At 52.2% G+C, this 24,107-nt stretch carries 22 protein-coding genes; 6 read left to right on the forward strand and 16 right to left on the reverse strand.

Translation table 11 applies throughout. The features are described 5' to 3' along the window. Positions 1–492: 492 nt before the first annotated feature. The 3 genes from M1P90_RS06540 to M1P90_RS06550 form a co-directional block, all read right to left on the reverse strand. On the reverse strand, positions 493–936 hold the full coding sequence (locus tag M1P90_RS06540) for a hypothetical protein (protein WP_483701809.1): 444 nt from the start codon (positions 934–936) through the stop codon (positions 493–495). Positions 937–1,224: 288 nt separating this feature from the next. Beyond that, positions 1,225–1,860 carry a zinc ribbon domain-containing protein gene (locus M1P90_RS06545; protein ID WP_483701813.1) on the reverse strand — a complete coding sequence of 212 codons (636 nt, stop codon included), beginning with the start codon at positions 1,858–1,860 and terminating at the stop codon, positions 1,225–1,227. A 264-nt stretch (positions 1,861–2,124) separates the two neighbouring features. After that, complete coding sequence (locus tag M1P90_RS06550) at positions 2,125–2,784, reverse strand: hypothetical protein (protein ID WP_483701814.1); 660 nt, start codon at positions 2,782–2,784, stop codon at positions 2,125–2,127. Between the two features lie 1,283 nt (positions 2,785–4,067). Between M1P90_RS06550 and M1P90_RS06555 the strand changes: the two genes are divergently transcribed. After that, a complete protein-coding gene (locus M1P90_RS06555; protein ID WP_483701815.1) occupies positions 4,068–4,277 on the forward strand; it encodes a hypothetical protein in 210 nt (69 codons plus the stop codon). Between the two features lie 184 nt (positions 4,278–4,461). Here M1P90_RS06555 and M1P90_RS06560 read toward each other — a convergent pair whose 3' ends face one another. From M1P90_RS06560 to M1P90_RS06595, 8 genes are all read right to left on the reverse strand, one after another. Beyond that, positions 4,462–5,418, reverse strand: a complete 957-nt coding sequence (locus tag M1P90_RS06560) for a phosphotransferase enzyme family protein (protein ID WP_483701771.1) — start codon at positions 5,416–5,418, stop codon at positions 4,462–4,464. 723 nt (positions 5,419–6,141) lie between these two features. Further along, positions 6,142–6,543, reverse strand: coding sequence for a hypothetical protein (locus M1P90_RS06565; protein WP_483701734.1), 402 nt, complete (start codon positions 6,541–6,543; stop codon positions 6,142–6,144). A 443-nt stretch (positions 6,544–6,986) separates the two neighbouring features. Then, a complete protein-coding gene (locus tag M1P90_RS06570; protein ID WP_483701816.1) occupies positions 6,987–7,310 on the reverse strand; it encodes a DUF6980 family protein in 324 nt (107 codons plus the stop codon). 424 nt (positions 7,311–7,734) lie between these two features. Next, entirely contained in the window at positions 7,735–8,238 is a 504-nt protein-coding gene (locus M1P90_RS06575; RefSeq protein WP_483701682.1) for a hypothetical protein, read from the reverse strand. Positions 8,239–9,359: 1,121 nt separating this feature from the next. Then, the gene (locus M1P90_RS06580) at positions 9,360–9,866 is read right to left on the reverse strand and encodes a hypothetical protein (RefSeq protein ID WP_483701817.1); all 507 of its coding nucleotides are present in this window, start codon (positions 9,864–9,866) and stop codon (positions 9,360–9,362) included. 310 nt (positions 9,867–10,176) lie between these two features. Beyond that, positions 10,177–10,467 (reverse strand): hypothetical protein, encoded by a 291-nt coding sequence (locus tag M1P90_RS06585; RefSeq protein WP_483701818.1) that lies wholly within the window; start codon positions 10,465–10,467, stop codon positions 10,177–10,179. Between the two features lie 33 nt (positions 10,468–10,500). Further along, positions 10,501–11,715 (reverse strand): IS701 family transposase, encoded by a 1,215-nt coding sequence (locus M1P90_RS06590; RefSeq protein ID WP_483696970.1) that lies wholly within the window; start codon positions 11,713–11,715, stop codon positions 10,501–10,503. A 364-nt stretch (positions 11,716–12,079) separates the two neighbouring features. After that, entirely contained in the window at positions 12,080–12,790 is a 711-nt protein-coding gene (locus M1P90_RS06595) for a PAS domain-containing protein (protein ID WP_483701819.1), read from the reverse strand. 230 nt (positions 12,791–13,020) lie between these two features. Here M1P90_RS06595 and M1P90_RS06600 point away from each other — a divergent pair, with 230 nt between their 5' ends. Together M1P90_RS06600 and M1P90_RS06605 are read left to right on the forward strand one after the other, a co-directional pair. Further along, positions 13,021–13,302, forward strand: coding sequence for a hypothetical protein (locus M1P90_RS06600; protein WP_483701820.1), 282 nt, complete (start codon positions 13,021–13,023; stop codon positions 13,300–13,302). 115 nt (positions 13,303–13,417) lie between these two features. Beyond that, the gene (locus M1P90_RS06605) at positions 13,418–13,747 is read left to right on the forward strand and encodes a hypothetical protein (protein WP_483701821.1); all 330 of its coding nucleotides are present in this window, start codon (positions 13,418–13,420) and stop codon (positions 13,745–13,747) included. Between the two features lie 513 nt (positions 13,748–14,260). On the opposite strand, the gene M1P90_RS06610 is transcribed toward M1P90_RS06605, so the two are convergent. The 5 genes from M1P90_RS06610 to M1P90_RS06630 all read right to left on the reverse strand — a co-directional run bounded on the left by M1P90_RS06610 (position 14,261) and on the right by M1P90_RS06630 (position 21,440). Further along, entirely contained in the window at positions 14,261–14,404 is a 144-nt protein-coding gene (locus M1P90_RS06610; protein WP_483701822.1) for a hypothetical protein, read from the reverse strand. A 1,616-nt stretch (positions 14,405–16,020) separates the two neighbouring features. Beyond that, entirely contained in the window at positions 16,021–16,350 is a 330-nt protein-coding gene (locus M1P90_RS06615) for a DUF6980 family protein (RefSeq protein ID WP_483701823.1), read from the reverse strand. Between the two features lie 2,003 nt (positions 16,351–18,353). Beyond that, positions 18,354–18,683: a hypothetical protein gene (locus M1P90_RS06620; RefSeq protein ID WP_483701824.1), complete on the reverse strand. Its 330-nt coding sequence runs from the start codon at positions 18,681–18,683 to the stop codon at positions 18,354–18,356. A 1,976-nt stretch (positions 18,684–20,659) separates the two neighbouring features. Further along, a complete protein-coding gene (locus M1P90_RS06625) occupies positions 20,660–21,130 on the reverse strand; it encodes a hypothetical protein (protein ID WP_483701825.1) in 471 nt (156 codons plus the stop codon). A 166-nt stretch (positions 21,131–21,296) separates the two neighbouring features. Then, the gene (locus M1P90_RS06630) at positions 21,297–21,440 is read right to left on the reverse strand and encodes a hypothetical protein (protein ID WP_483701826.1); all 144 of its coding nucleotides are present in this window, start codon (positions 21,438–21,440) and stop codon (positions 21,297–21,299) included. A gap of 735 nt (positions 21,441–22,175) precedes the next feature. Between M1P90_RS06630 and M1P90_RS06635 the strand changes: the two genes are divergently transcribed. The 3 genes from M1P90_RS06635 (at position 22,176) to M1P90_RS06645 (ending at position 23,655) form a co-directional block, all read left to right on the forward strand. Continuing rightward, entirely contained in the window at positions 22,176–22,427 is a 252-nt protein-coding gene (locus tag M1P90_RS06635; RefSeq protein WP_483701827.1) for a hypothetical protein, read from the forward strand. Positions 22,428–22,540: 113 nt separating this feature from the next. Next, positions 22,541–22,810: a transposase gene (locus M1P90_RS06640; RefSeq protein ID WP_483701828.1), complete on the forward strand. Its 270-nt coding sequence runs from the start codon at positions 22,541–22,543 to the stop codon at positions 22,808–22,810. 32 nt (positions 22,811–22,842) lie between these two features. Further along, complete coding sequence (locus M1P90_RS06645) at positions 22,843–23,655, forward strand: IS3 family transposase (RefSeq protein WP_483704618.1); 813 nt, start codon at positions 22,843–22,845, stop codon at positions 23,653–23,655. The last annotated feature ends 452 nt before the right edge of the window (positions 23,656–24,107 follow it).

A 24,107-nucleotide genomic window follows, 5' to 3' on the forward strand; every position in this document is an offset into this window, starting at 1 on the left:
TCAAAACTCGTTGTGGATCCTGTCCTAATTCTTGGAGCTTACGTTTATAGACGTCGATATGCCACCAGGGGCAAGAAGGGTCATTACAGGGTTCATCTGGATCTCCATCGTGCTCAAACTCAAGATGAAAACAGAGCCAGTGCATTCGTTCAAAGACCGTGTAATCTTCGTAAAAGCGAGTGACGGGCTTACCACAACGGACACACAGGTGTTCTACATGACTCATGTCGGCTCCATTCAGGTTCGCCGTTAATACACCTTTGGTTTTGGTCTATGTGTTAAAAATGGCACCATAGGATGATAGGATTTGCTGAGGCGTGTGGTAGATAGCCGCCGAACGGGTTGCGCTTTAGCGGCGCCGCCACCGCTAAATGGCAACCACATTGTAGCAGAAACTGACGCTCAAAAGGCACGATCTTGCTCGACGCGGAGCGGCGTCCGCTGCAAGCGCGTGTTGGGCTGCCTCTGGAGAACGTGTTTGGATGAAGACAATTATGGCGTTATAGCTTGAAACGCTTCCAAAACTGGCTTGGCTTCGTCAATTGGTATTTCCTCTTTGACAAGCAATACTGCGTTACGGTTTTGTATCATTCGGTATCGTGCTGACTCTGGATATTGGCGGTAGTGGCTATCAGCCAGTGAAAAAAGATGCGCCTGTTGCTCATTGGCAAAGACGATGATTGAGCCAGATGGTGTACTCCATGATGGAGTGACAATGGAAAAGGAGACGGAAGTTGCTTTCAGCTTGGCCAGAGCAGGTTGCTCTTCATTCTTCACTTGGTCAATTTGGATGCCATTTTTGTGGAGTGCGTCGACAATGTGTTGAGTACTGGTCCATCGAGCAGGAAAAAGCGAACAACTTGCGACCGTCCAAACAACCACGAGCAGCCAGAGCGAAGGAAGATGGAGATGGTGGCGCGACAGAATGTTGTGCATAGTGACGTTCTTGTGCATGAGTGCGAGATACTATGGCCATTGTGCGATGCGCCAAGTTGTACATAGGCGCAAAAATATAATTGTGAAAATGATTAGAGATAGAGACAACGCTTGTATCAGAGGCGGCCCAACGGGTTGCGCTTTAGCGGCGCCGCCACTGATTGGTGGCAGCCACATTATAGCAGATACGAGCATTGAAAAACGCACGATCTCGCTCGACGCGAAGCGGCGTCCGCTGCAAGCGCGTGTTGGGCCATTGCGTATATTTCTTGTAACAAAGTGCGCGATTTAGACAATACTAACACCATATTTTAGAAGTTGTCGAGGCAAGTAATCATCAAGATTTTTGATCTGCTCATCGGTGAGTTCTATTAAATTCAAGTTGTACTTCCGATAGATTGCTTGTTTTGTTGCCTTTCGTGCCCGGTATTTTGCATCGCGCTCCATACCCCAGTATTCGATATAGACTTTGCCATTAGGAAGGTAGAAATCACAGTAAACGGCTTCTTCTATCGGTAATTGGCGCTCATATGCATGGACGATATTCGCCATATACAACCAATTATCAATCAGCATTTCTGCTTTGGAACGCACCCAATGCCCGTCAGTCGTCCGATGTCGCGCTGGGAATTTTTCACGGAATTGAAGTTCATCATCATGCGAGGCTGATTTATCGCCTGTTGTGGCTTTCCAGTGTTGATAGCAGAGCGCATGACCAGCTTTTGCGACAGGGGTAGTACAGCCAGGGAATATGCAAATCGGCGATTGTGTGCTTTGGCTTATTGGCTGAAGCACTGTTTCAGAAGGGATAGTGACCTTTATATCAGCACCACAATTCGTACAGAATTTTGCATTTGGCCGAATGGAGGCACCACAGGAATGGCACAGCATGGATAAATTATCCTCGCTATCAAAATCGTTCACGGCGCTCTATTATAAACGTGCCCTGTATGATTCACAACTTGAGAGCCAATTTTTAGAGGAAGCGTAATGGCTATGGCCCAACGGGTTGCGCTTTAGCGGCGCCGCCACCGATTTATGGCAACCACATTGTAGCAGAATCTGGCGCTGAAAAACGCACGATCTCGCTCGACGCGAAGCGGCGTCCGCTGCAAGCGCGTGTTGGGCCGGGACGAAGACCGGTAATGTACCAGATGATAAAATGCTTGCTTTTTGTACGCTGCATTTTTAACGAGATACAGTGTTAATCAATTCTAGCGGTGTTGCAACTCTACGCCAAGTAATAGGTTCGTCCGGACGGACGCAAGGACTCGTAATCGCCCAAACTAGAATAGGTGATACTGATGCTGAAGCTCTTGAAATAGCTTCACGTGTATATATACAAATATCTCTCTGTGCGACTCGAGCGCCCAAATATAAGACGTCATCAGGGTGAAGGTTTGGATTCCCTGAGATGACTATCGATACAGTATTTCCACCTTGGGGAATATCTCCATCGATAAAGTATTCTTTGCCGGCAAGCTGTCTCATTTGTCCAGCTGTTCCCCAGGATAGATTTGAAACTTTGGCGTTCGAAAAATAAACATGTTCGTCGGCGAGCGCTTTAAGAAGTAAAGCTTCTGTTTCTTTCCACTCGTTGACTTCCTGTGAAGTAGCGGTTCGTTCGATACTACCTATAGGGCTAACTGGCTGCTGCACTGAGTTTAAATTGCTGTTAGTTGAAGCAAACGTGAGACCTATCACAAGTACTATTAAAGTTGTAAATATCGAAAACACTAGCCTTTTACGTGGTTGCAATGTTGGTTGAATAATGGCAGCAACGATGTTTGAAATCAAACCTAACATTGTTGCTGCTACAACCGATACTGCGATTAATAGTAAATTCATGGCCTATATTGGCTCGCTAAATTAGTAGAGATCATCACGATTTAAATTCGCAAATGTCGTCTGGCTCTTTGGGACACCACAAAAGGCATTAGCACAAGTGTTTGTCAGATAGGTAGTTTAAGGCTCTCTAATGCCACTTTATACTTAAATCGTGATAATCTCTAATGTTTTTGGAATGCAAAAGTATGGCATCCATAATAACACGCACTGCCAGAAGATGTAAGGCAGGCCATGAAGTATAACACGGCCCAACGGGTTGCGCTTTAGCGGCGCCGCCCCGATTGATAGCAACCACATTGTAGCAGATACCAGCGCTGAAAAAGGCACGATCTCGCTCGACGCGAAGCGGCGTCCGCTGCAAGCGCGTGTTGGGCGTGAGCCTTGATAGACAGCCAAGCTGAAGCATGAAACGACCACACTGAAGCGATATGAGCAGCTGCGCTCGGCGGAATCACGTTGCCCGGAATCACATTCAGCACAACGAGCCTGCGTACCACGCGGGGTTGGGGAAGCGCGACACAGAACCACGCGGCACAACGGGCTTTTGTATCACCGTGAAGCGCGCCAAACTTTGGCTGGAATCACTTCAGCACAACGAGCGTTCGCACCACGCGGGGTTGAGAAAACGTTGACTGTATCACGCGGCACAGCGGGCGCTCATCCCACGCTCGATTCGCTCCTTCGGAGTTGCACTGCGTTCTTCTGCCAAAAAGACAGAAAGCGACCCGCGAGATCAAGACAACCTGCGAAACGAGACGCGCCCAACGGGTTGCGCTTTAGCGGCGCCGCCCTGATTGATGGCAACACCATTGTAGCAGATACCGGCGCGGAAAAAGGCACGATCTTGCTCGACGCGAAGCGGCGTCCGCTGCAAGCGCGTGTTGGGCGTGAGCCTCGATAGACAGCCAAGCTGAGGCATACGCCAATCACGCTCCATCGACAAGAGCAACTGCGCTTGGCGGAACCACGCTGCCCGGAATCACATTCAGCACAACGAGCGCCCATACCACGCAGGGTTGAGAAAGCGCGATACGGAATCACGTTCAGCACCACGAGCCTTCGTACCACATTGAATTGCGTGAAACGTTGAACAGAACCACAATCAGCATAACGAGCACTCGCACCACACGGGGTTGAGAATACGCTGACTGGAATCACGCGGCACAACGGGCTTTTATCTCACGCTCGATTCGTTCCTTCGTGGTGGCACTGCATTGTTTTGCTGCAACTCAATAAAACGCCATTCGAGATCGAGACGACTTTGCGGCTAAGACGCGCCCAACATGAAAGTGAACGAATCCAACAGCACCTATTATCGGCCAGGAGCGGCTTTTGCGCAAGTGATTCGTGCTATTGGTGAAACGACCGCCATCACGACTTGGATTCGTCTATTTCGCCAATGGTCGCTGGATTGTGAGTCGCGTGCGTCGAAACTTCAACTGGTGAGTCAATCACGAGTCACGCAAAACGGCCTTTTTGCGGGAAGCGGCTGATCGGGTGCCGGCCCAACGGGTTGCGCTTTAGCGGCGCCGCCAGCGATTGATGGCTGCCACATTGTAGCAGATACCGGCGCTGAAAAGCGCACGATCTCGCTCGACGCGAAGCGGCGTCCGCTGCAAGCGCGTGTTGGGCGTGCTCGCCGATGTGTCTTCAAACGTACTGTCTCTTGTTCTGCGATTACACGGTCGCTAGCTGTGCGATCTGCGCGATTTCAATACTGGCTGCCAAGCGTGATTGTACCTTTTGAAGAAAGAGATCATCGCTGGCAATCAACTGTTGTTCTGCCATATGTTCGCCAACCTGAAAGGCAAGGATAAACTGGATCGCGCTCTGCATCTGCGCCCATTCAGTCTTACTGATCCGCCGTGCGCGCTGGTAGCCATTTAGGATTGCGTGTATTTTATGTGCATCGGCAGTGATCTGGAATGGCTGAGTGAGGTCATAGTGTGCGGTCAAAAGCAGGTATCCTACATCAAGAATGGGTAAGCCAACCCCTGCGCAATCCCAATCAATCAAGACCACGCTGCCATCACGGGTTTGAATGGCATTTTTGTACCAGCAGTCTCCGTGGGTGAGACAGAGGGGAGTATTCTGCGAAGTACAATGGCTGAGCGAATGCCGTAATGTTCTGAGTAATGGTTGAAAATAAGGATCTGCTTGCTCATTGCCGGTGGCGAGTTGCTGCGCCGTTTGGGTCTGAAGCAGTGCGGGATCGCATCGGGAACGAGGGAAGCGGTCGACATGTGTGAGCGGAATCAGGTGGAGTTGCGCTAACGTAAAGCCAAGGTGGGCGAAATCGTTTGAATGCACGTCAAGTACTACGCCGTCGATATAGGAAAGGAGGAGACTCGCCCATCCATTCAGAAAACCAACCAGCTGGCGATCATGAGTGAGTACAAGGCGCGGTGCAGGATAGTGATGCTGTTCGAGCCACTGCAACAGAGTGGCTGTCTGTACGACAGTCGTGACGTCAGATGGCATATAGAGCAGGCGGAGAATCCAAACAGAGCCTTGGGTATCGTGGACGCGGTAAAGGCCACGCCAAGAGAAGAAGGGCGGTAATGCTTCAATCTGAACAATGTGGCGATGGTAAACTGTTTCGATCAACTGCGTGGCAATGTCAAGGTGTTGCATAGACAAAGCCCTTACCATAGATGGAAAACAGATCATCAAGTGAGCGAAGTGGCTGATACACGCCCAACGGGTTGCGCTTTAGCGGCGCCGCCACTGATTGATGGCAGTCACATTGTAGCAGACACTGGCGCTGAAAAACGCACGATCTCGCACGACGCGAAGCGGCGTCCGCTGCAAGCGCGTGTTGGGCGTGAACTTCGATAGAAAGCCAAACTGAGGCAGACGCCAATCACGCTCCATCGACACGAGCAACTGTGCTTGGCGGAATCACGCTGACCGGAACCACTTCAGCACAATGAGCTTTTGTGCCACGTAGGGTTGAGAAAGCACTGACCGGAATCACACTCAGCACCACGCGCGTTCGTATCACGTTGAAATGTGCCAAGCGTTGAACGGAACCACGTTCAGTACAACGGGCGCTCGTACCACGCAGGGTTGAGCAAGCGCGACACGGAATCACGTGGCACAACGAGCCTTCATCCCACGCTCGATTCGGTTCTTCGTGGATGCACTGCTTTTTTATGCCGAAAAGACAGAAAGCGACCTGCGAGATCAAGACAACCTGCGAAATGAGATGCGCCCAACGGGTTGCGCTTTAGCGGCGCCGCCACTGATTGATGGCAAGCACATTGTAGCAGAAACTGGCGCTGAAAAACGCACGATCTTGCTCGACGCGAAGCGGCGTCCGCTGCAAGCGCGTGTTGGGCGCCTGTATTGTTTGCCTCAGTCTCCACTCGCTTGTATGCTGGCGTGTATCTGCCGATACTGTGCAGCTTGCAGATCAAATGCGAGATAACTTGTAAATCCTTGCCCTGCAAGTGGTTGTTCGCCGATCCAATCAATAACTGGGAATTGTAGCGTCTGGTTGTGTATTGTGAGTTCATAGGACGCGTCACGATAGACGCCGTGCTGCACGACTTGATATGGACTTGTGCTGTGTGGGGCGAGTGGACCAAATACAAGGCGCTCGTTTGGAAAGGTAATAATGGCTTGCTCAATAGGAATATCGCTGGTGTTTGTAATACGGAAACGCTGCGCTTCGTGACTGCGGAATGAGCAAGCGCCAAGAGTAATTGCAAAGCAGAAAGCAATCCAGAGGTGTAATTTTCGGAAGCGGTAGTTCATAGCTATCGTTATCTTCTATGCAGTAGTGACCGTACCAAACCACCTGAGTGGTGGAAGCAAGCCAAGCACGCAGGCATTGTGCCGAGTTGCCACGTCAATTGTACCCCGCCACGCGATTGGGTTGAAGCGGGTATGGAGTGAGAAAACCTCATTGTGACGGTATACGTTGCGTTGAGAGAAAATAGGCGTTCAAAAACGTGACGAAGAATGCGAGCCGGACATGCATGCGCTATCAGTCCAGAAGGCATTGATGAAATGAATGGACGCCCAACGGGTTGCGCTTTAGCGGCGCCGCTGCTGATAAACAGCTATCACATTGTAGCAGATACTGGCGCGGAAAATAACACCGATCTCGTTCGACGCGAAGCGGCGTCCGCTGCAAGCGCGTGTTGGGCGTTTGTTTGAAACAGGTGATGAACTGGATTTGCGTACCACGTTTCTGCTTACACGCCAGATGACTTTTCGCGATACCAGGCATCCGTGTTGTATACATCGGGAATAGCCTGTTCGCTTGGTTCATCAAACCCTAATGCCGCAAGCTCATCGCGCCATCGTTCATATTTTGATTTCGGAAGACGCGTTCCACACCACGGGCAGAAACTGATCGTGATACAGGAACTTCCACCATCATGAATAATCAAGCCATAGTCATCAAATTGTGCTGTATATGTAATTAGTACATCTGGGCAATCGAAGAGGTCAGGATGGTCGGGGCAGCGATGCAGAATTTGGGATGTCATCATATCGCAGCAAAAACGTTGATTCATGTTCATTTACAGCCTTTGATAGCTATGCGCTGCTTTCACTAGAGCGTGTAATTGTTACGTCAGGTGGTCACGTCATTTGTACACGCACCACGCGATTGGGTTGAAGCGAGTATGGCGTGAGAAAAGCGTACTGCGACGGTAGAGGTTACGTAGAGAGAAGATAAGCGCTCAAAAAACATAACGATGAATGCGGGCCAGACACACATGCGCTATCAATCCAAAACGCCGTTGATGAATGAACGCCCAACGGGTTGCGCTTTAGCGGCGCCGCCACCGATTGATGGCAACCACATTGTAGCAGATGCTGGCGCTGAAAAACGCACGATCTCGCTCGACGCGAAGCGGCGTCCGCTGCAAGCGCGTGTTGGGCAGCAGCCGATACTGGCAGTATGACCGGGGGCTACGTTGATGGTTCATGTGCGTGCTATTCAGCTCGCTGGATGTATTCGGCAAATGCAGCCTGAAACTCTGCCCGCCATTTGGGATGGAAGAACGTTGGCGAGAGCGAAATCTGCGCACCTGGTTCAATGTTTTGAATCTGTCGCAAGAGTTCAAACAGGGCTGTCAAGTTCGCGGCATTCCAATCGTGCCCCATGCGGTAATCAAGCACAATTGCATCTTGAAAAACGAACACGCCAAGATCCGGAATAACGCTGCCGAAAAAGGAAATACCATTAAGCACGGTGTGGAAGATCTCGGCTTCACCGATTACGACTAACGCGGCCGCATTCTGGACTGAGTCAAGCGGCGTTTCGCGTTCAGTACTGTGATGCCAAAACCAATTATCGCCGGCATATTCGACGGCAGCTGTTCGTAAGTACATCCATACGTCAGCCAAACCAGCTGGCGTAATATGGGCAATAGCGATTTCTGGAAGAGAGCCATCGTCAGTATCAAAGATACTGTGGAAGGTGGACCAGAGATTCATGGACTTCCATCACAATCGTCGTGGAATAGAGTGCTTGGTACAAAAGTGATCTAGACTCCTGCGTACTTTTACATCAGGGGTAGTATTATAGTACACGCTTTGATGCTGCGGCCCAACGGGTTGCGCTTTAGCGGCGCCGCCCCGATAAATGGCAGTCACATTGTAGCAGATACCGGCGCGGAAAATAACCCCGATCTCGCTCGACGCGAAGCGGCGTCCGCTGCAAGCGCGTGTTGGGCGAGAGCCTTGATAAACGGCCAAGCTAAGGCAGAAACCGACCACGTTGAAGCGATACGAGCAACTGCGCTCGGCCGAATCACGCTGACGGAACCACAATCAGCACAACGAGCGTGCGCACCACGCGGGGTTGTGTAAGCCTTGAACGGAACCACGTGGCATAACGGGCTTTTGCACCACATCGGGTTGAGAAAGCGCTGCCGCGATCACGTGGAATAAAGTTGGCTTTCGTATGCATCAGGGTTGAGAAAACGCTGACCAGGATCACTTCAGCACAACGAGCGCTTGTACCACGCAGGGTTGAGAAAGCGCGAAACGGAATCACGCGGCACAACGGGCCTTCATCCTACGCTCGATTCGCTCTTTCGTAGCGGCAGGGCGATCTTCTGCTGAAGGACCATAGAACGCTTTTCAAGACCGAGACAACAAAGCGCCTAAGACTCGCCCAACGGGTTGGCGTTCAGTTGCCGCGAGCGCTGCATGAACTTTCTAAAAAACACCGATCTTGAGCGCGAAGCGGTCAACTGCAACGCCGTGTTGGGCCGCATTGTTCCGCACCTGGGAATCAGCAGCGCGTGCAAAATCGCACGAATAGCATCGAGTGTCTCACGAAGAGCGGGACCACGCAGACAATGTGGATATCTCCCAGATATTTTAGGATGGTGCATGGAGGACTTCTGCGTATCGTGATGGCGTCAGCACCCACATGATACTGCAGCGTATCTTCCACGTGCTTTTCCGCATCAGTAAGCGGTTTGTTTCATTGTCAACGTACGTTTTGCTCGTTCCAATCAGTGATTCGGTGGCGCTGCGTAGGTCCAAAATTAAGAAAACAGAGCAGTAGTTCTACTGCTCTGTTTTCTTAATTTATATGATGCAGTTATTTATCTATAAATGAAATCCATGACGTACTGACCCGTTGTAGCATCAATCACAACATTGAACTCATGACTCACTGTATGAACTGAACCGGGAGGTCCAGATGACTCGGTATCAATCCCCTGGAAGGACAATATCCAGACAAGAGCTGGATTAGCAAGTTGCGGGTCTACACGTTGACCGGCTGTGGCTGCTTGCTGCAATCCTGGATTGCTCATACGCCCTAGTGTCGCATCCACTCTTGTCGTACTTTTCAGTTGCCCATTTTTTTGCTGGGCGACTGCAATTGCCTGATCTCTGGTAAGTGTTGGTCGCGCCTGAGTCGGATCAGTTGGTTGAAAATCCAGGCCGAAATGCTGGCGCAGGGATGTAATATCTGGTATGTTTGCCCCCCCTTGGGCACTCGTTACTGGGGCGCTTGCTAAATTGTGACGTCCCAACCACCAGCCAATACTAAAAACTATTCCAACTATGATAACGGAAATGAGCCACCATGGTGATTTGTTTCGCATTGTTAACTCCTTCTAAGTTGAACTCTGGGCTGTCACTAATTAGTCCAATTCTCGATGTAGGTTGTCCCAGAGAAACCCTTAGCTGCCCTGTAGCGTGTTCCAGCAGTCGTAATATTGGCAAGAGAGTTAGTATTTACTTGGAGCCAAGTGTTCGATGTGTTCTTGAGTGAAATGACTGTCATACGCAAATGGCTTGAGGTGTTGCCGCCCATATCAGCGGTTGTGTCCGATGTTTCTCCTGAATAGGTCAAAATCGGAGCTTGGCCAAGCGGAATGAAGCTTGCCCCTGTGCATACCTTATTCACTCCATCTATTTTTGCACACCAAACGTCATTTGTTGCCATAACGCCAGGGGGAAAATATTCGACCTTGTATTCGTGTGTATTCGCATCAATCTGAGCATATCTTGTCCGACAGTATGGAGTGCATCCTGAATATTCTGTGAAATACCAAGGTAGTGAGTCTCCTGAGAGCTTAATCCACCCTGATTGGATATAGTGACTTGAGCCATCTTGAGCCATTGACCATTCTGCTGAATGGCCAGCGGGTACAGCAGGATTTTTATAGGGTATTTGAGCTGACGCACCTCGATAAGTTCCATTATAACTAAGGTTTTGCAGAAATAGGCGAAAGCTCAGGGTAAAGCCAAACGGAGCTTGATATCGGACAGAGTCATGCCTTGGTGCGATTGTTCGATGGCCCAAGCAAGCGTTTTGCCCAAGGTCTCGCGAGCGATGGTGCGACAGGACTCGCCAATGGTCATCAGGCGTGTGTGAGCCCATTCGAAGGCACGATCATGCTTCAATTGGCGCATCAGAGCCGTGTACGCCAGGACGACGAGGTGCATGTGCCTGGTCTGGCCCATCCCGTCCCTGAGCTGACACTCGCCCATGCCCAAATGCTGCTTCCCGTCCCGATGAAAGGTCTCCGTCCCTGTCCAGCGCTTTTTGTAGACCTTCAAAATGCGATGAGCTTCCCACTGGGTTCGGTTGCTGATCAGGATCTTGCGTGGCGTCGCAGCTTCTGCTTCTGACCACAACACCAGAATACGCACTGGGTGGTTGACATTGGGCAGACGAACGGACTTGGTGAAGTACCATTGCGTGTGACCGCCGACCGTAAACTTGGTGCGAACAAGCGGCGTGAGCGTTTTGACCCACTCAGTCACGCTGGTCTGCTTCCCGCTGACTACAATCACTCGGTTGGCTTTCAAATCACCGATGTAGCTGCGACCTTTGGCGTGGAGGGTGTTCATAATTGGCGCGTTGGTGAAGTAACTGTCGAAGGTGAAGTCGCCCGGTATGTCCTCAGCGACAACCCAATCGATCAGTTCCTTAGCGAGGTCGGTGTGATTCTTGAACGGGCGCTCGTCGTCGCACTGCTCGCGCTTGCGGAAGCGCCGGAAATCGAGCGGATAATGCTTCCCACTCGGGTTGACGTAGTTGGCAAACAGGTAATCGTGGGCGATCAGGTGGCGTTTGTCGGCATGGTCCCAGAAATAGCCGACATCCTCTATCAGTTTGCCGTCATGATCTATCAAAGTGTTATCGATCGCGATAACGCCGTCGTGACGATAGCGCGTTGCAGCGTCCTGTTGAAGCCATTCGAGCCGGTGCGCGTTGATGCGCTGGACATCCCAGGGCGCTTCAGTCAACCATCGATTGAGAGTGGATTGGTCGGGTGGGGCGGCAAACTCTCGCGTGATACCGCTCACGGTCTTGTGCTCCGCTACAAACAGCCCGGTCAGGTATTCGGCAAAGTGGCGGCGTGAAGGCTCATTTGGAAACAGGTCGGCGAACTGGACCAGCAGTTCCTCGACCACCTGTGGTATCGCGACAATTGCTGGCACCTGTGCCTCCCAACTGGTAGACCAACGCTCGCCTGATCATATGCTCAGAAGCTTGTTGCCGCAAATCTGCAAAAGTCCAGTTATAATTGTAACCGGCAAACGAGTACGATGCTGATGCTTGTGCAGAGGAAAGGGAGCCTAGAGCAAACCCACATGCCAAGGCGATTACCAAATGCCATTTGAGTCTGAGTAGAAGCGTCATGGGCGCATCCTCCCTATAATGGCCTGTCAAGGAAATCCTAATACCAAAAGGTGAAGCATGAGAAATCTAGCAGGAATTATAGCGCGTGTCTAGAGAAATCGGGCAAACTTTTTTGCCGGGTCGGGCAATTTTTTTTGCTAAAATATTGAATCTGGTGTACCTTTAATCAAGGAGGTGTTGCTCTATCGCCTCTCGCAGAGCTTCTATTCGTTTCCTTACTCCCAATTTTGCATACACTGATTGTAAGCAGTAACCTACTGTTCTTTCAGAAATAGAAAGCATCTGACTAATCTCTCGATCCGTTTTTCCTTCTTTGATGAGTTGCAAAACTCCAAGCTCGCGTTTGCTAAAGCTTTTTCTTAGATTATCGAGCAAGCGCTCGCGCGCCTGAGTAAGTTTCGCCTCCAATTGCTTTTGCTCAGTTATATCGAGCATAGTTCCGTAGAGGAGTAAGGGAACTCCGCTCTCGTCAGACAATACTGCAGAGTCATCTCGGAACCACTTGATTTGACCAGCACGATTTAGCATACGGTACTCACGTGCGACTGTTTCGCCTCCGGAACGGATTCGAAGCAAATCTGTGAGGATAAGATCTTGATCTTCTGGATGAATTTGCTTGAACCATAGTTGATTGTCCCTCATCCATTCGGCTTGAGTAAATCCCATAACTCGCTCAATTTGCGGGCTAGTATAGAGCGTGCTGCTTGCGTCGTCCATTGCCGCAACATACGTAATTGCCGGAATATGTTCAATGAGCAGTTGATATGTGCATTTGTCTTCCAAGTAATAACCGTGCATACTATTGTTATGCTGCCTAATAAGCATAGAGATATGCTCTCTATTTGTGAGGGATTTCTTCAAATCGTCCAACATTGTTGTTCTCCTCATGAGTGTTTCTCTATGCTTTCAAGATATATCGTATCAGAGGACAATAATAGCTTGGATATTTCGTTCCAAGATATGGCGTTATACACTCCGGTCCAGTTCAATTCGAGAAAAACCTGAGCGCTTTACATGGCAAGAGATACCATACTTTCTATCAAAGGCGCTCGCGACCTGTTAAGGATAGTGTAGCCGCCTTAGTGCAAAGGACTGGTACAGCAATGAATGGCGGCGGCCCAACGGGTTGGCGTTCAGTTGCCGCGAGCGCTGCACAAACTTTCCTCAAAAACAACGATCTCGCGCGCGAAGCGGTCAACTGCAACGCCGTGTTGGGCGAACGCGCTTGTTTGCCGACCACGGTGTTGCTGCCGCAATCATACCACGTTTCATTTGCTGCTGCGTTTGGTTTATGGCTGCGCAACGAGGCGGGCGCAAGGCAGGCGAGAGCTCGCAGCGGTGCTTGTGCCCGCTTCGTTGCGCCTGACGCACGCGAACGGCGTTGATCTGCTGACAGCGGGAGCGTTCCGCGCGGCGCGCAGCACCAGATTTCGAGAAGTGTTTGCTTGTTTGCGCGCCGCGCGGTTCGCGAGCGAACAGAGTAACAGCGCATACGAGTGAGTGCGCGAAGGTCTGTTTTCTGCCTCAGTCGAGAAGGAATTTGCACCTGCCGAAAAGGAATTTGCACCTGCATATTCGAATAATGCAGCTGTCGAAAAGGAATTTGCACCTGCAAATTCGAATAATGCAGCTGTCGAAAAGGAATTTGCACCTGCAAATTCGAATAATGCACCTGCCGAAAAGGAATTTGCAGCTGTCGAAAAGGAATTTGCACCTGCAAATTCGAATAATGCACCTGCCGAAAAGCGTTGCGAGGCGCGTCTGAGGCATCAAACGAAACTGGTGAAAGAGCGGGGAAGCGGAGCAAAAATGAGGATGGTCAGGAAGTGATGAGCACGGCGTCACGCGAGGCTGATGAGCGAAAACTGGCAAGGCGAAGAAAGACAACTCTGGAGGTTTATGCTCAGTGCAAAAGGAAGGCAGGCAACTTGAAACAGAGGCGAGGGCATTGATAAACAGCCAAGTTGAAGCATGAACCAACTACGTAGAAGTGACACGAGCAACTGCGCCTGGTTGAACCACGTTGACCGGAACGACATTCAGCACAACGAGCGTGCGCACCACGCAGGGTTGAGCAAGCGCGACACGGAATCACGTGGCATAACGGGCGTTCGTACCACGCAGGGTTGCGAAATCGTTGACCGGAACCACAATCAGCATAACGAGCACTCGCACCACGCGGGTTGAGATAGCGCGACACGGAACCACGCGGCACAACGGGCTTTCATTCCACGCTCGATTCGCTCTCTTGTGACTGTACTGCTTTGGTATGCCAAAAAGACAGAAAGCGATCTGCGAGATCGAGATACCCTGTGAAACGAGACGCGCCCAACGGGTTGCGCTTTAGCGGCGCCGCTGCTGATAAATGGCAATCACATTGTAGCAGATATTGGCGCTGAAAAAGGCACGATCTCGCTCGACGCGAAGCGGCGTCCGCTGCAAGCGCGTGTTGGGCGAGAGCTTTGATAAACCGCCAAATTGAGGCATACGCTGCCCGCGTTGAAGTGATACGGCCAACTGCGCTGGGTGGAACCACGTTGCCCGGAATCATATTCAGCATAACGAGCCTTCATACCACGCGGGGTTGGGAAAGCGTTGACGGTATCACGCGGCATAACGGGTGTTTGTACCACATCGGGTTGAGAAGTGGTTGCCGTGACCACGTTCAAGAGAATGGGCGCTCGAATGCATCAGGGTTGTGCAAGCCTTGCCTGGAACAACCTCAGCATAACGAGCTTTCGTACCACGCGGGGTTGAGAAAACGTTGCCGGTGTCACGTGGCACAACTGGCCTTCATCCCACGCTCGATTCGTTCGTTTGTGGCTGTACAGCATCTTTTTGCCGAAGCACCACAGACCGTTATTCGAGATTGAGACAGCTTTGCGTCTAAGACTCGCCCAACGGGTTGCGCTTTAGCGGCGCCGCCACCGATTGATTGCTGTCACATTGTAGCAGACACTGGCGCTGAAAAACGCACGATCTCGCTCGACGCGAAGCGGCGTCCGCTGCAAGCGCGTGTTGGGCGTGAGCTTTGATAAACAGCCGAATGGAAGCATGAGACGCCGACGTTGATGCGACACGAGCAACTGCGCTCTGCGGAACCACGCTGACTTGAACCACATTCAGCACCACGAGCGTTCGTACCACGCAGGGTTGAGACAACTTGGAACAGGACCACATTCAGCACCACGAGCCTTCGTACCACGCTCCTTTGCGGCAAACGTTGAACGGAACCACAATCAGTACAACGCGGGCGCTTGTACCACGCGGGGTTGAGACAGCGCAACACGGAACCACACGGCACAACGAGCATTCATCCCACGCTCGATTCGTTCCTTCGGAGTTTCACTGCGTTCTTCTGCCGAGAAGACAGAAAACGACCTGTGAGATCAAGACAACCTAAGAAACGAGATGCGCCCAACGGGTTGCGCTTTAGCGGCGCGCTGCCAAGAACGAAAGAAAACTCTACACGAAATGATCTTCCGAAAAAGCCCCGATCTTGTGGCGCGAAGCGCGTCCGCTGCAAGCGCGTGTTGGGCGCGAGCTTTGATAAACAGCAAAGTGAAAGCATGAGCCGTCGGCCTTGATGCGATACGAGCAGCGGCGCTCGGCCGAATCACGTTGACCGGAACCACATTCAACATAACGGGCGCTCGTACCACACAGGGTTGAGACAACCTGGAACGGAATCACGCGGCATAACGGGCTTTGGTACAGCGTTGAAGCGCACTAAACTTTCATCGGGACCACTTCAGCACAACGGGCGTTCGCACCACGCGGGGTTGAGAAAACGCTGAATGGAATCACGCGGCACAACGGGCTTTCATTCCACGCTCGATTCGGCTCTTCGTGGCTTCATCGCGTTCTTTTGCCGAAAAGACAGAAAGCAACGTGTGAGAACAAGATGCCTTCGGAAACGAGACGCGCCCAACGGGTTGCGCTTTAGCGGCGCCGCTGCTGATAAACAGCTATCACATTGTAGCAGATACTGGCGCGGAAAATAACACCGATCTCGTTCGACGCGAAGCGGCGTCCGCTGCAAGCGCGTGTTGGGCGTTTGTTTGAAACAGGTGATGAACTGGATTTGCGTACCACGTTTCTGCTTACACGCCAGATGACTTTTCGCGATACCAGGCATCCGTGTTGTATACATCGGGAATAGCCTGTTCGCTTGGTTCATCAAACCCTAATGCCGCAAGCTCATCGCGCCATCGTTCATATTTTGATTTCGGAAGACGCGTTCCACACCACGGGCAGAAACTGATCGTGATACAGGAACTTCCACCATCATGAATAATCAAGCCATAGTCATCAAATTGTGCTGTATATGTAATTAGTACATCTGGGCAATCGAAGAGGTCAGGATGGTCGGGGCAGCGATGCAGAATTTGGGATGTCATCATATCGCAGCAAAAACGTTGATTCGTGTTCATTTACAGCCTTTGATAGCTATGCGCTGCTTTCACTAGAGCGTGTAATTGTTACGTCAGGTGGTCACGTCATTTGTACACGCACCACGCGATTGGGTTGAAGCGAGTATGGCGTGAGAAAAGCGTACTGCGACGGTAGAGGTTACGTAGAGAGAAGATAGGCGCTCAAAAAACATAACGATGAATGCGGGCCAGACACACATGCGCTATCAATCCAAAACGCCGTTGATGAATGAACGCCCAACGGGTTGCGCTTTAGCGGCGCCGCCACTGATTGATGGCTGCCACATTGGCGCAGATACCGGCGCGGAAAATAACCCCGATCTCGTTCGACGCGAAGCGGCGTCCGCTGCAAGCGCGTGTTGGGCGTGAGCCTCGATAGAAAGCCAAACTGAGGCAGACGCCAATCACGCTCCATCGACACGAGCAACTGCGCTTGGCGGAATCACGCTGACTTGAACCACTTTCAGCACCACGAGCGTTCGTACCACGCAGGGTTGAGACAACCTGGAACAGGACCACACTCAGCACCACGAGCCTTCGTACCACGCTCCTTTGCGGCAAACGTTGAACGGAACCACAATCAGCACAACGCGGGCGCTTGTACCACGCGGGGTTGAGACAGCGCAACACGGAACCACACGGCATAACTGGCCTTCATCCCACGCTCGATTCGTTCCTTCGTGGTGGCACTACATTGTTTTGCTGCAACTCAATAAAACGCCATTCGAGATCGAGACGACTTTGCGCCTAAGACGCGCCCAACGGGTTGCGCTTTAGCGGCGCCGCCACTGATTGATGGCTGCCACATTGTAGCAGATACGAACGCTGAAAAACGCCCGATCTCGCTCGACGCGAAGCGGCGTCCGCTGCAAGCGCGTGTTGGGCGAGAGCATTGATAAATAGCCAAGCTGAAGCATGAACCGACCACTCTAAACTGATACGAGCAACTGCGCTGGGCTGAATCACGCTGACCGGAACCACATTCAGCACAACGAGCCTTCGCACCACGTGGGGTTGCGAATACCTTGAACGGAACAACGCGGCATAACGGGCGTTTGTACTACACCGGGTTGAGAAAGCGTTGCCGCGACCACGTGGAAAAGAACCGGCTTTTGTCTGCATCGGGGTTGCGAAATCATTGACCGGAACCACTTCAGCACAACGAGCGTTCGCACCACGCGGGGTTGAGAAAACGTTGATAGTATCACGCGGCACAACGAGCCTTCATCGCACGCTCGATTCGGCCCTTCGTGGCTGTACGCCCTTCCTGTGCCAAGATGACATAAAACGCGTTTGAAGAATGAGACAAACGTGCGCCTAAGACTCGCCCAACGGGTTGCGCTTTAGCGGCGCCGCCACTGATTGATGGCAAGCACATTGTAGCAGATATTGGCGCTGAAAAACGCACGATCTCGCACGACGCGAAGCGGCGTCCGCTGCAAGCGCGTGTTGGGCGTGAGCCTCGATAGAAAGCCAAATTGAGGCAGACGCCAATCACGCTCCATTGACACGAGCAACTGCGCTTGGCGGAATCACGCTGACCGGAACCACATTCAGCACAACGAGCTTTTGTACCACGCAGGGTTGAGAAAGCACTGACCGGAATCACACTCAGCACCACGCGCGTTCGTATCACGTTGAAATGTGCCAAGTGTTGAACGGAACCACGTTCAGTACAACGAGCACTCGTACCACGCAGGGTTGAGAAAACGTTGCCGGTATCACGCGGCACAACGAGCTTTCATCCCACGCTCGATTCGTTCCTTCGGAGTTGCACTGCGTTCTTCTGCCAAAAAGACAGAAAGCGACCTGTGAGATCAAGACAACCCAAGAAACGAGAGACGCCCAACGGGTTGGCGTTCAGTTGCCGCGAGCGCAGGTACAAACTTCCCTCAAAAAACGACGATCTCGCGCGCGAAGCGGTCAACTGCAACGCCGTGTTGGGTGGCAACCCGGCGACTTGATCCTCGCGCTCAAAACCGCTCACTCTGTCGCTTGGCAGGCTAGATTTCACCGGTTTCTTCAAGCCGAATCAGTGCTGCTTCTGCATCTCGAAAGAGCGCTTCCAGGGAACGATACCGTGTTGTTCCTTCCCACAGCATTCCACCAGTATCCAGAACGCGGATGAATGAACGACTATATTCATTCTGGCCGAGTTCGATCCAGCCACCACCGTAAACCCAATCAGCAATATGCGGATACACCTGGTCAAGCGTTCCTTGATCTGGGTGAGCATCTTGTGTTGCCTCGGTTTCAGAAGCCTCAAGATTGTGATCGATCGATGATTTGATTTGTTGTACTTCCTCAGCTGTAAGCTTACGAACATTGGGCATGAGTTTCTAGCTCCTTTGCACTTGGCGATTTTGCCTCACCGAAAGCACGCACAACGTGCATATCGAACATCTGACCCAAACCATGCTGAGCGCAAACTCTAGACACTCTGCTTGGTCCAGTGGGTAAATCAACCACGGATCAGTATAGCATTGAGAATCAGATGACGCCAAAGAGCAGAGACTATTGTCCAAGGCATTACGAGGAGTGCGCGCGTACCGAACAAGGGATTGAGAAGAACATTGATTGGTTGCCACCCAACGGGTTGCGCTTTAGCGGCGCCGCCACTGATTGATGGCTGCATCATTGTAGCAGATATTGGCGCTGAAAAAGGCACGATCTCGCTCGACGCGAAGCGGCGTCCGCTGCAAGCGCGTGTTGGGCGTGAGCTTTGATAAATAGCCGAATGGAAGCATGAGACGCCGACGTTGATGCGACACGAGCAACTGCGCTTGGCGGAATCACGCTGACCGGAACCACTTCAGCATAACGGGCATTCGCACCACGCAGGGTTGAGAAAACACTGACTGGAACCACAATCAGCACCACGGGCGTTCGTACCACGCTGTTGTGATCAAGTATTAACCAAAACCACACACAGCATAACGGGCACTCGCACCACGCAGGGTTGAGCAAACGCTGACTGGAATCACGTGGCACAACGTGCCTTCACCTCACGTTCGATTCGTGTATTCGTAGCGGCACTGCGTTGTTTTGCTACAACTCAATAAAACGCTATTCGAGATCGAGACAACCTCAGAAACGAGACGCGCCCAACGTCTTGCGCTTCAGCGGCGCCGCTGCAATAAATGGCAATCACATTGTAGCAGATATTGGCACTTGAAAAACGACGATCTCGCTCGACGCGAAGCGGCGTCCGCTGCAAGCGCGTGTTGGGCGTGAACTTCGATAGAAAGCCAAACTGAGGCATACGCCAATCACGCTCCATCGACACGAGCAGCTGCGCTCGGCGGAATCACGCTGACGGAACCACATTCAGCATAACGCGCCTCCGTATCACGCAGGGTTGAGAATGCCTTGAACGGAACCACGCGGCATAACGAGCTTTCGAATCACCTTGAAATGCGCGAAACGCTGACCGGAACCACGCCAGCACAACGGGCGCTCATACCACGTGGGGTTGAGAAGGCGTTGACTGGAATCACGTGGCACAACGGGCGTTCATCCCATGCTCGATTCGTTCCTTCGTGGCAGCAGAGCATTCTTCTGCCGAAAAGACAGAAAGCGACCTGCGAGAACGAGACAACGTGAGAAACGAGACGCGCCCAACGGGTTGCGCTTTAGCGGCGCCGCTGCCAATAAATGGCAAGCACATTGTAGCAGATACCAGCGCTGAAAAACGCACGATCTTGCTCGACGCGAAGCGGCGTCCGCTGCAAGCGCGTGTTGGGCGTGAGCCTCGATAGACAGCCAAGCTGAGGCATACGTCAATCACGCTCCATCGACACGAGCAACTGCGCTTGGCGGAACCACGCTGCCCGGAATCACATTCAGCACAACGAGCTTTTGTGCCACGCCGGGTTGAGAAAGCGCGATACGGAATCACATTCAGCACAACGAGCCTTCGTACCACGTTGCTTTGGTTAAACGTTGAACAGAACCACAATCAGCATAACGAGCACTCGCACCACGCGGGGTTGAGAATACGCTGACTGGAATCACGCGGCATAACGGGCTTTCATTCCACGCTCGATTCGTTCCTTCGGAGTTGCACTGCGTTCTTCTGCCGAAAAGACAGCAAGCGACCTGTGAGATCAAGACAACCTGAGAAACGAAAGACGCCCAACGGGTTGCGCTTTAGCGGCGCCGCCACCGATTGATGGCAGTCACATTGTAGCCGATACTAACGCTGAAAAACGCACGATCTCACTCGACGCGAAGCGGCGTCCGCTGCAAGCGCGTGTTGGGTGCCAATGGCTATTCAGCTTTCATTTCGATCTCCTCGCTCATGCCGATTCTACGCTTTTTTTTGGATGATAGATGGTAACGCATACGAAGCAGTCCAAAGGAATAAGACGTATTGATCCTCACCTGTTGGTTCCAGCTCGTCGTCAACTGATTGGATGTTTCCCCAGCAGATTCTGACGCGATACCAACCAGGCGCAATCTTCATTCTGGCTTCCTCATGCGAACCAGATTCTGGTGAAACGATGCAGATGCATCCAGATCGGCATTCTACGCTGGCCTCGACAACTCGATCCCAATCGCACAGAGAAGCATCACCAGGAGCTTCTTCTAACATGACGACTGAAATTCGGGTTTGTAATCCCCATCGTGCGGTGCCAATCGCCAACCCGCCATCATACACATCGAGAATTTCAGGAATAAACGCATGCAACCACAGATTGTATTCTGCATCAGAATGTTGGCAATCTTCAAGATAAAACTGAAAATGATCTGTATCAATTGAAAAATCGTGTTGGTGCATCGAAACTACCCCAAATGCTTTCGCTATCGATGCGAGGTCTGGCTAAACGATCATGCAAGCGATAGGCGTGGTTCAAACTGATCAGCCGAGTTCCGTATCAGGTTGCCCAAATGGCGGCTTCCTGAAGCCGAGAAGGCTGACATATTGGCACCCAACGGATTGCGCTTTAGCGGCGGCGCCAACGATAGATGGCAAGCACATTGTAGCAGATACCGGCGCTGAAAAACGCACGATCTTGCTCGACGCGAAGCGGCGTCCGCTGCAAGCGCGTGTTGGGCGTGAGCTTTGATAAAAAGCCAAACTGAGGCATAAACCGATCACGTTGAACGGATACGAGCAACCGCGTTCGGTAGAACCACGCTGACGGAACCACAATCAGCACAACGAGCGTTCGCACCACACAGGGTTGCGAAAACCTTGAACGGAACCACGTGGCATAACGAGCTTTCGAATCACGCTGGTGTGTACCAGGCGTTGAACGGAACCACGCCAGCATAACGGGCACGCGCACCACGCGGGGTTGAGCAAACGCTGACGGTATCACGCGGCATAACGAGCCTTCATCCCACGCTCGATTCGTTCCTTCGTGGCTGCACTGCTTTGTTATGCCAAAAAGGCAGAAATCGTCGTTCTAGATCGGGATGACTTTACACCGAAGACTCGCCCAACGGGTTGGCGTTCAGTTGCCGCGAGCGCTGTATGAGCCTCTTAAAAACACTGATCTCGTGCGCGAAGCGGTCAACTGCAACGCCGTGTTGGGCGAACGCGCTTGTTTGCCGACCACGGTGTTGCTGCCGCAATCATACCACGTTTCATTTGCTGCTGCGTTTGGTTTATGGCTGCGCAACGAGGCGGGCGCAAGGCAGGCGAGTGCTCGCAGCGGTGCTTGTGCCCGCTTCGTTGCGCCTGACGCACGCGAGCGGCGTTGATCTGCTGACAGCGGGAGCGTTCCGCGTGGCGCGCAGCATCAGATTTCGGGAAGCGTTTGCTCGTTTTGCGCGCCGCGCGGTTCGCGACCGAACAGAGTAACAGTTCAGACGAGTGAGTGCGCGAAGGTCTGTTTTCTGCCTCAGTCGAAAGAGAATTTGCAGCTGTCGAAAAGGAATTTGCACCTGTCGAAAAGGAATTTGCACCTGTCGAAAAGGAATTTGCACTTGTCGAAAAGGAATTTGCACCTGTCGAAAAGGAATTTGCACCTGTCGAAAAGGAATTTGCACCTGTCGAAAAGGAATTTGCAGGTGCAGAATCGAATAATGCACCTGTCGAAAAGGAATTTGCAGGTGCAAAACAGCGTTGAGAGCTGCGTCTGAGGTATCAAACGAAACTGGTGAAAGAGCGGGGAAGCAGAGCAATGTCATGAGCCCATAAAACTGCCAAGTTGGTATGATAGGATCTCCGTAAGGAGAAGCTATGAAAATGCCAACCTACAGTGCAGAACAAATACTCAAGATCCTCGAGCAAGCCGACAAAGATGAGCAGACCGTCAGCGCCGTGTGCCGCGAGCACGGGATTGCCGAAGCCACATTCTACCGCTGGCGCAAAACTTATCGTGGGATGAACGTCCAAGAAGTCCAGCGCCTCAAGGAGCTTGAGAAGGAAAACGCGCGTCTCAAGCGGATGCTTGCTGAACGCCTGCTTGAAATCGACCTGCTCAAGGAGGTGGTGGCAAAAAAACCGTAACCAGAGACGAGAAGCGTGAGACAGTAGCGTTCCTGGTTGCTGGTGGGTTATCAGCCTATCGTGCGTGTTTGTTGGTCTCGCTCGCGCCTGCAACCTTTCGCTACCAAGCACACCCGGAGGATGACACCGAACTGAGCACTCGGGTTCGTGACTTGGCAACGCGCTATCCGCGCTATGGCTATCGTCGCATCACTGCGCTGCTACGCCGAACTGAGCGCGTCAATCACAAACGTGTCCGTCGTATCTGGCGCCAGCAGAAGTTGCACGTCAAACGCCTTCGCCGTCTGCGGTCACGGCGTTCACGCTCGACACAGCTTCAAGCAACACGCCCTGGTCAGATTTGGGCCTATGATTTTGTCGAAGATGCGCTTGCGAACGGCACGCCATTCAAGGTCTTGACGGTGATGGATGAGTTTACGCGTGAAGGGCTGGCGCTCGACGTGGCGCACACAACCTCGGCGGAACGAGTGATTGGTGTGCTGGCAGCTCTGTTTGCTCAGCACGGTGCGCCGAGCTATCTGCGCAGTGATAATGGAGCGGAATTTGTCGCTCAAGCCGTGCAGCTCTGGCTTCGGGACAGCGGCGTGCAGACGCTCTACATTGAGCCAGGCAAGCCGTGGCAAAATGGAAAGGAGGAACGCTTCAACGGCACGGTGCGCGATGAGTGTCTGAATCGCTTCGTGTTTGGCTCGATTGCGGAGGCCTGTGTACGCCTGAACGGTTATCGTCACGAATACAACAGCGAACGACCGCATAGCAGTCTTGGCTACCTTACACCCCAAGCATTTCGCGCTGCGTGGAGTGAAGCGCAACAAAAACAGGCAGATCCTCTCACCGGGACTTGACAATTTTATGGGCTCATGTCACTTGCACGACGCGGAGCGGCGTCCGCTGCAAGCGCGTGTTGGGCGTGAGCCTCGATAGAAAGTCAAACTGAGGCAGACGCCAATCACGCTCCATTGACACGAGCAACTGCGCTTGGCGGAATCACGCTGACCGGAACCACTTCAGCACAATGAGCTTTTGTGCCACGCAGGGTTGAGAAAGCACTGACCGGAATCACACTCAGCACCACGCGCGTTCGTATCACGTTGAAATGTGCCAAGCGTTGAACGGAACCACGCCAGCACAACGGGCTTTTGCACCACGCTGGGTTGAGAAAACACTGACTGGAATCACGCGGCACAACGGGCGCTCATCCCACGCTCGATACGTTCTTTCGTAGCTGCACGGCGTTCTTTTGGCGAAGCACCAGAAAGAGCAGTTTGTGATCGGGACAAGTTTCGCCGAAGACTCG

The sequence above is a fragment of the Kouleothrix sp. 19917 genome (assembly GCF_057073505.1).

Bases quoted from the DNA above. Each gene is read 5' to 3' on its own strand.
- M1P90_RS06540 (WP_483701809.1), bottom strand. From the start codon at position 936: ATGCACAACATTCTGTCGCGCCACCATCTCCATCTTCCTTCGCTCTGG.
- M1P90_RS06550 (WP_483701814.1), bottom strand. From the start codon at position 2,784: ATGAATTTACTATTAATCGCAGTATCGGTTGTAGCAGCAACAATGTTA.
- M1P90_RS06555 (WP_483701815.1), top strand. From the start codon at position 4,068: ATGAAAGTGAACGAATCCAACAGCACCTATTATCGGCCAGGAGCGGCT.
- M1P90_RS06560 (WP_483701771.1), bottom strand. From the start codon at position 5,418: ATGCAACACCTTGACATTGCCACGCAGTTGATCGAAACAGTTTACCAT.
- M1P90_RS06565 (WP_483701734.1), bottom strand. From the start codon at position 6,543: ATGAACTACCGCTTCCGAAAATTACACCTCTGGATTGCTTTCTGCTTT.
- M1P90_RS06570 (WP_483701816.1), bottom strand. From the start codon at position 7,310: ATGAATCAACGTTTTTGCTGCGATATGATGACATCCCAAATTCTGCAT.
- M1P90_RS06575 (WP_483701682.1), bottom strand. From the start codon at position 8,238: ATGAATCTCTGGTCCACCTTCCACAGTATCTTTGATACTGACGATGGC.
- M1P90_RS06580 (WP_483701817.1), bottom strand. From the start codon at position 9,866: ATGCGAAACAAATCACCATGGTGGCTCATTTCCGTTATCATAGTTGGA.
- M1P90_RS06585 (WP_483701818.1), bottom strand. From the start codon at position 10,467: ATGGAACTTATCGAGGTGCGTCAGCTCAAATACCCTATAAAAATCCTG.
- M1P90_RS06595 (WP_483701819.1), bottom strand. From the start codon at position 12,790: ATGTTGGACGATTTGAAGAAATCCCTCACAAATAGAGAGCATATCTCT.
- M1P90_RS06600 (WP_483701820.1), top strand. From the start codon at position 13,021: ATGAATGGCGGCGGCCCAACGGGTTGGCGTTCAGTTGCCGCGAGCGCT.
- M1P90_RS06610 (WP_483701822.1), bottom strand. From the start codon at position 14,404: ATGCCTCAATTTGGCGGTTTATCAAAGCTCTCGCCCAACACGCGCTTG.
- M1P90_RS06615 (WP_483701823.1), bottom strand. From the start codon at position 16,350: ATGAACACGAATCAACGTTTTTGCTGCGATATGATGACATCCCAAATT.
- M1P90_RS06620 (WP_483701824.1), bottom strand. From the start codon at position 18,683: ATGCCCAATGTTCGTAAGCTTACAGCTGAGGAAGTACAACAAATCAAA.
- M1P90_RS06625 (WP_483701825.1), bottom strand. From the start codon at position 21,130: ATGCACCAACACGATTTTTCAATTGATACAGATCATTTTCAGTTTTAT.
- M1P90_RS06630 (WP_483701826.1), bottom strand. From the start codon at position 21,440: ATGCCTCAGTTTGGCTTTTTATCAAAGCTCACGCCCAACACGCGCTTG.
- M1P90_RS06640 (WP_483701828.1), top strand. From the start codon at position 22,541: ATGAAAATGCCAACCTACAGTGCAGAACAAATACTCAAGATCCTCGAG.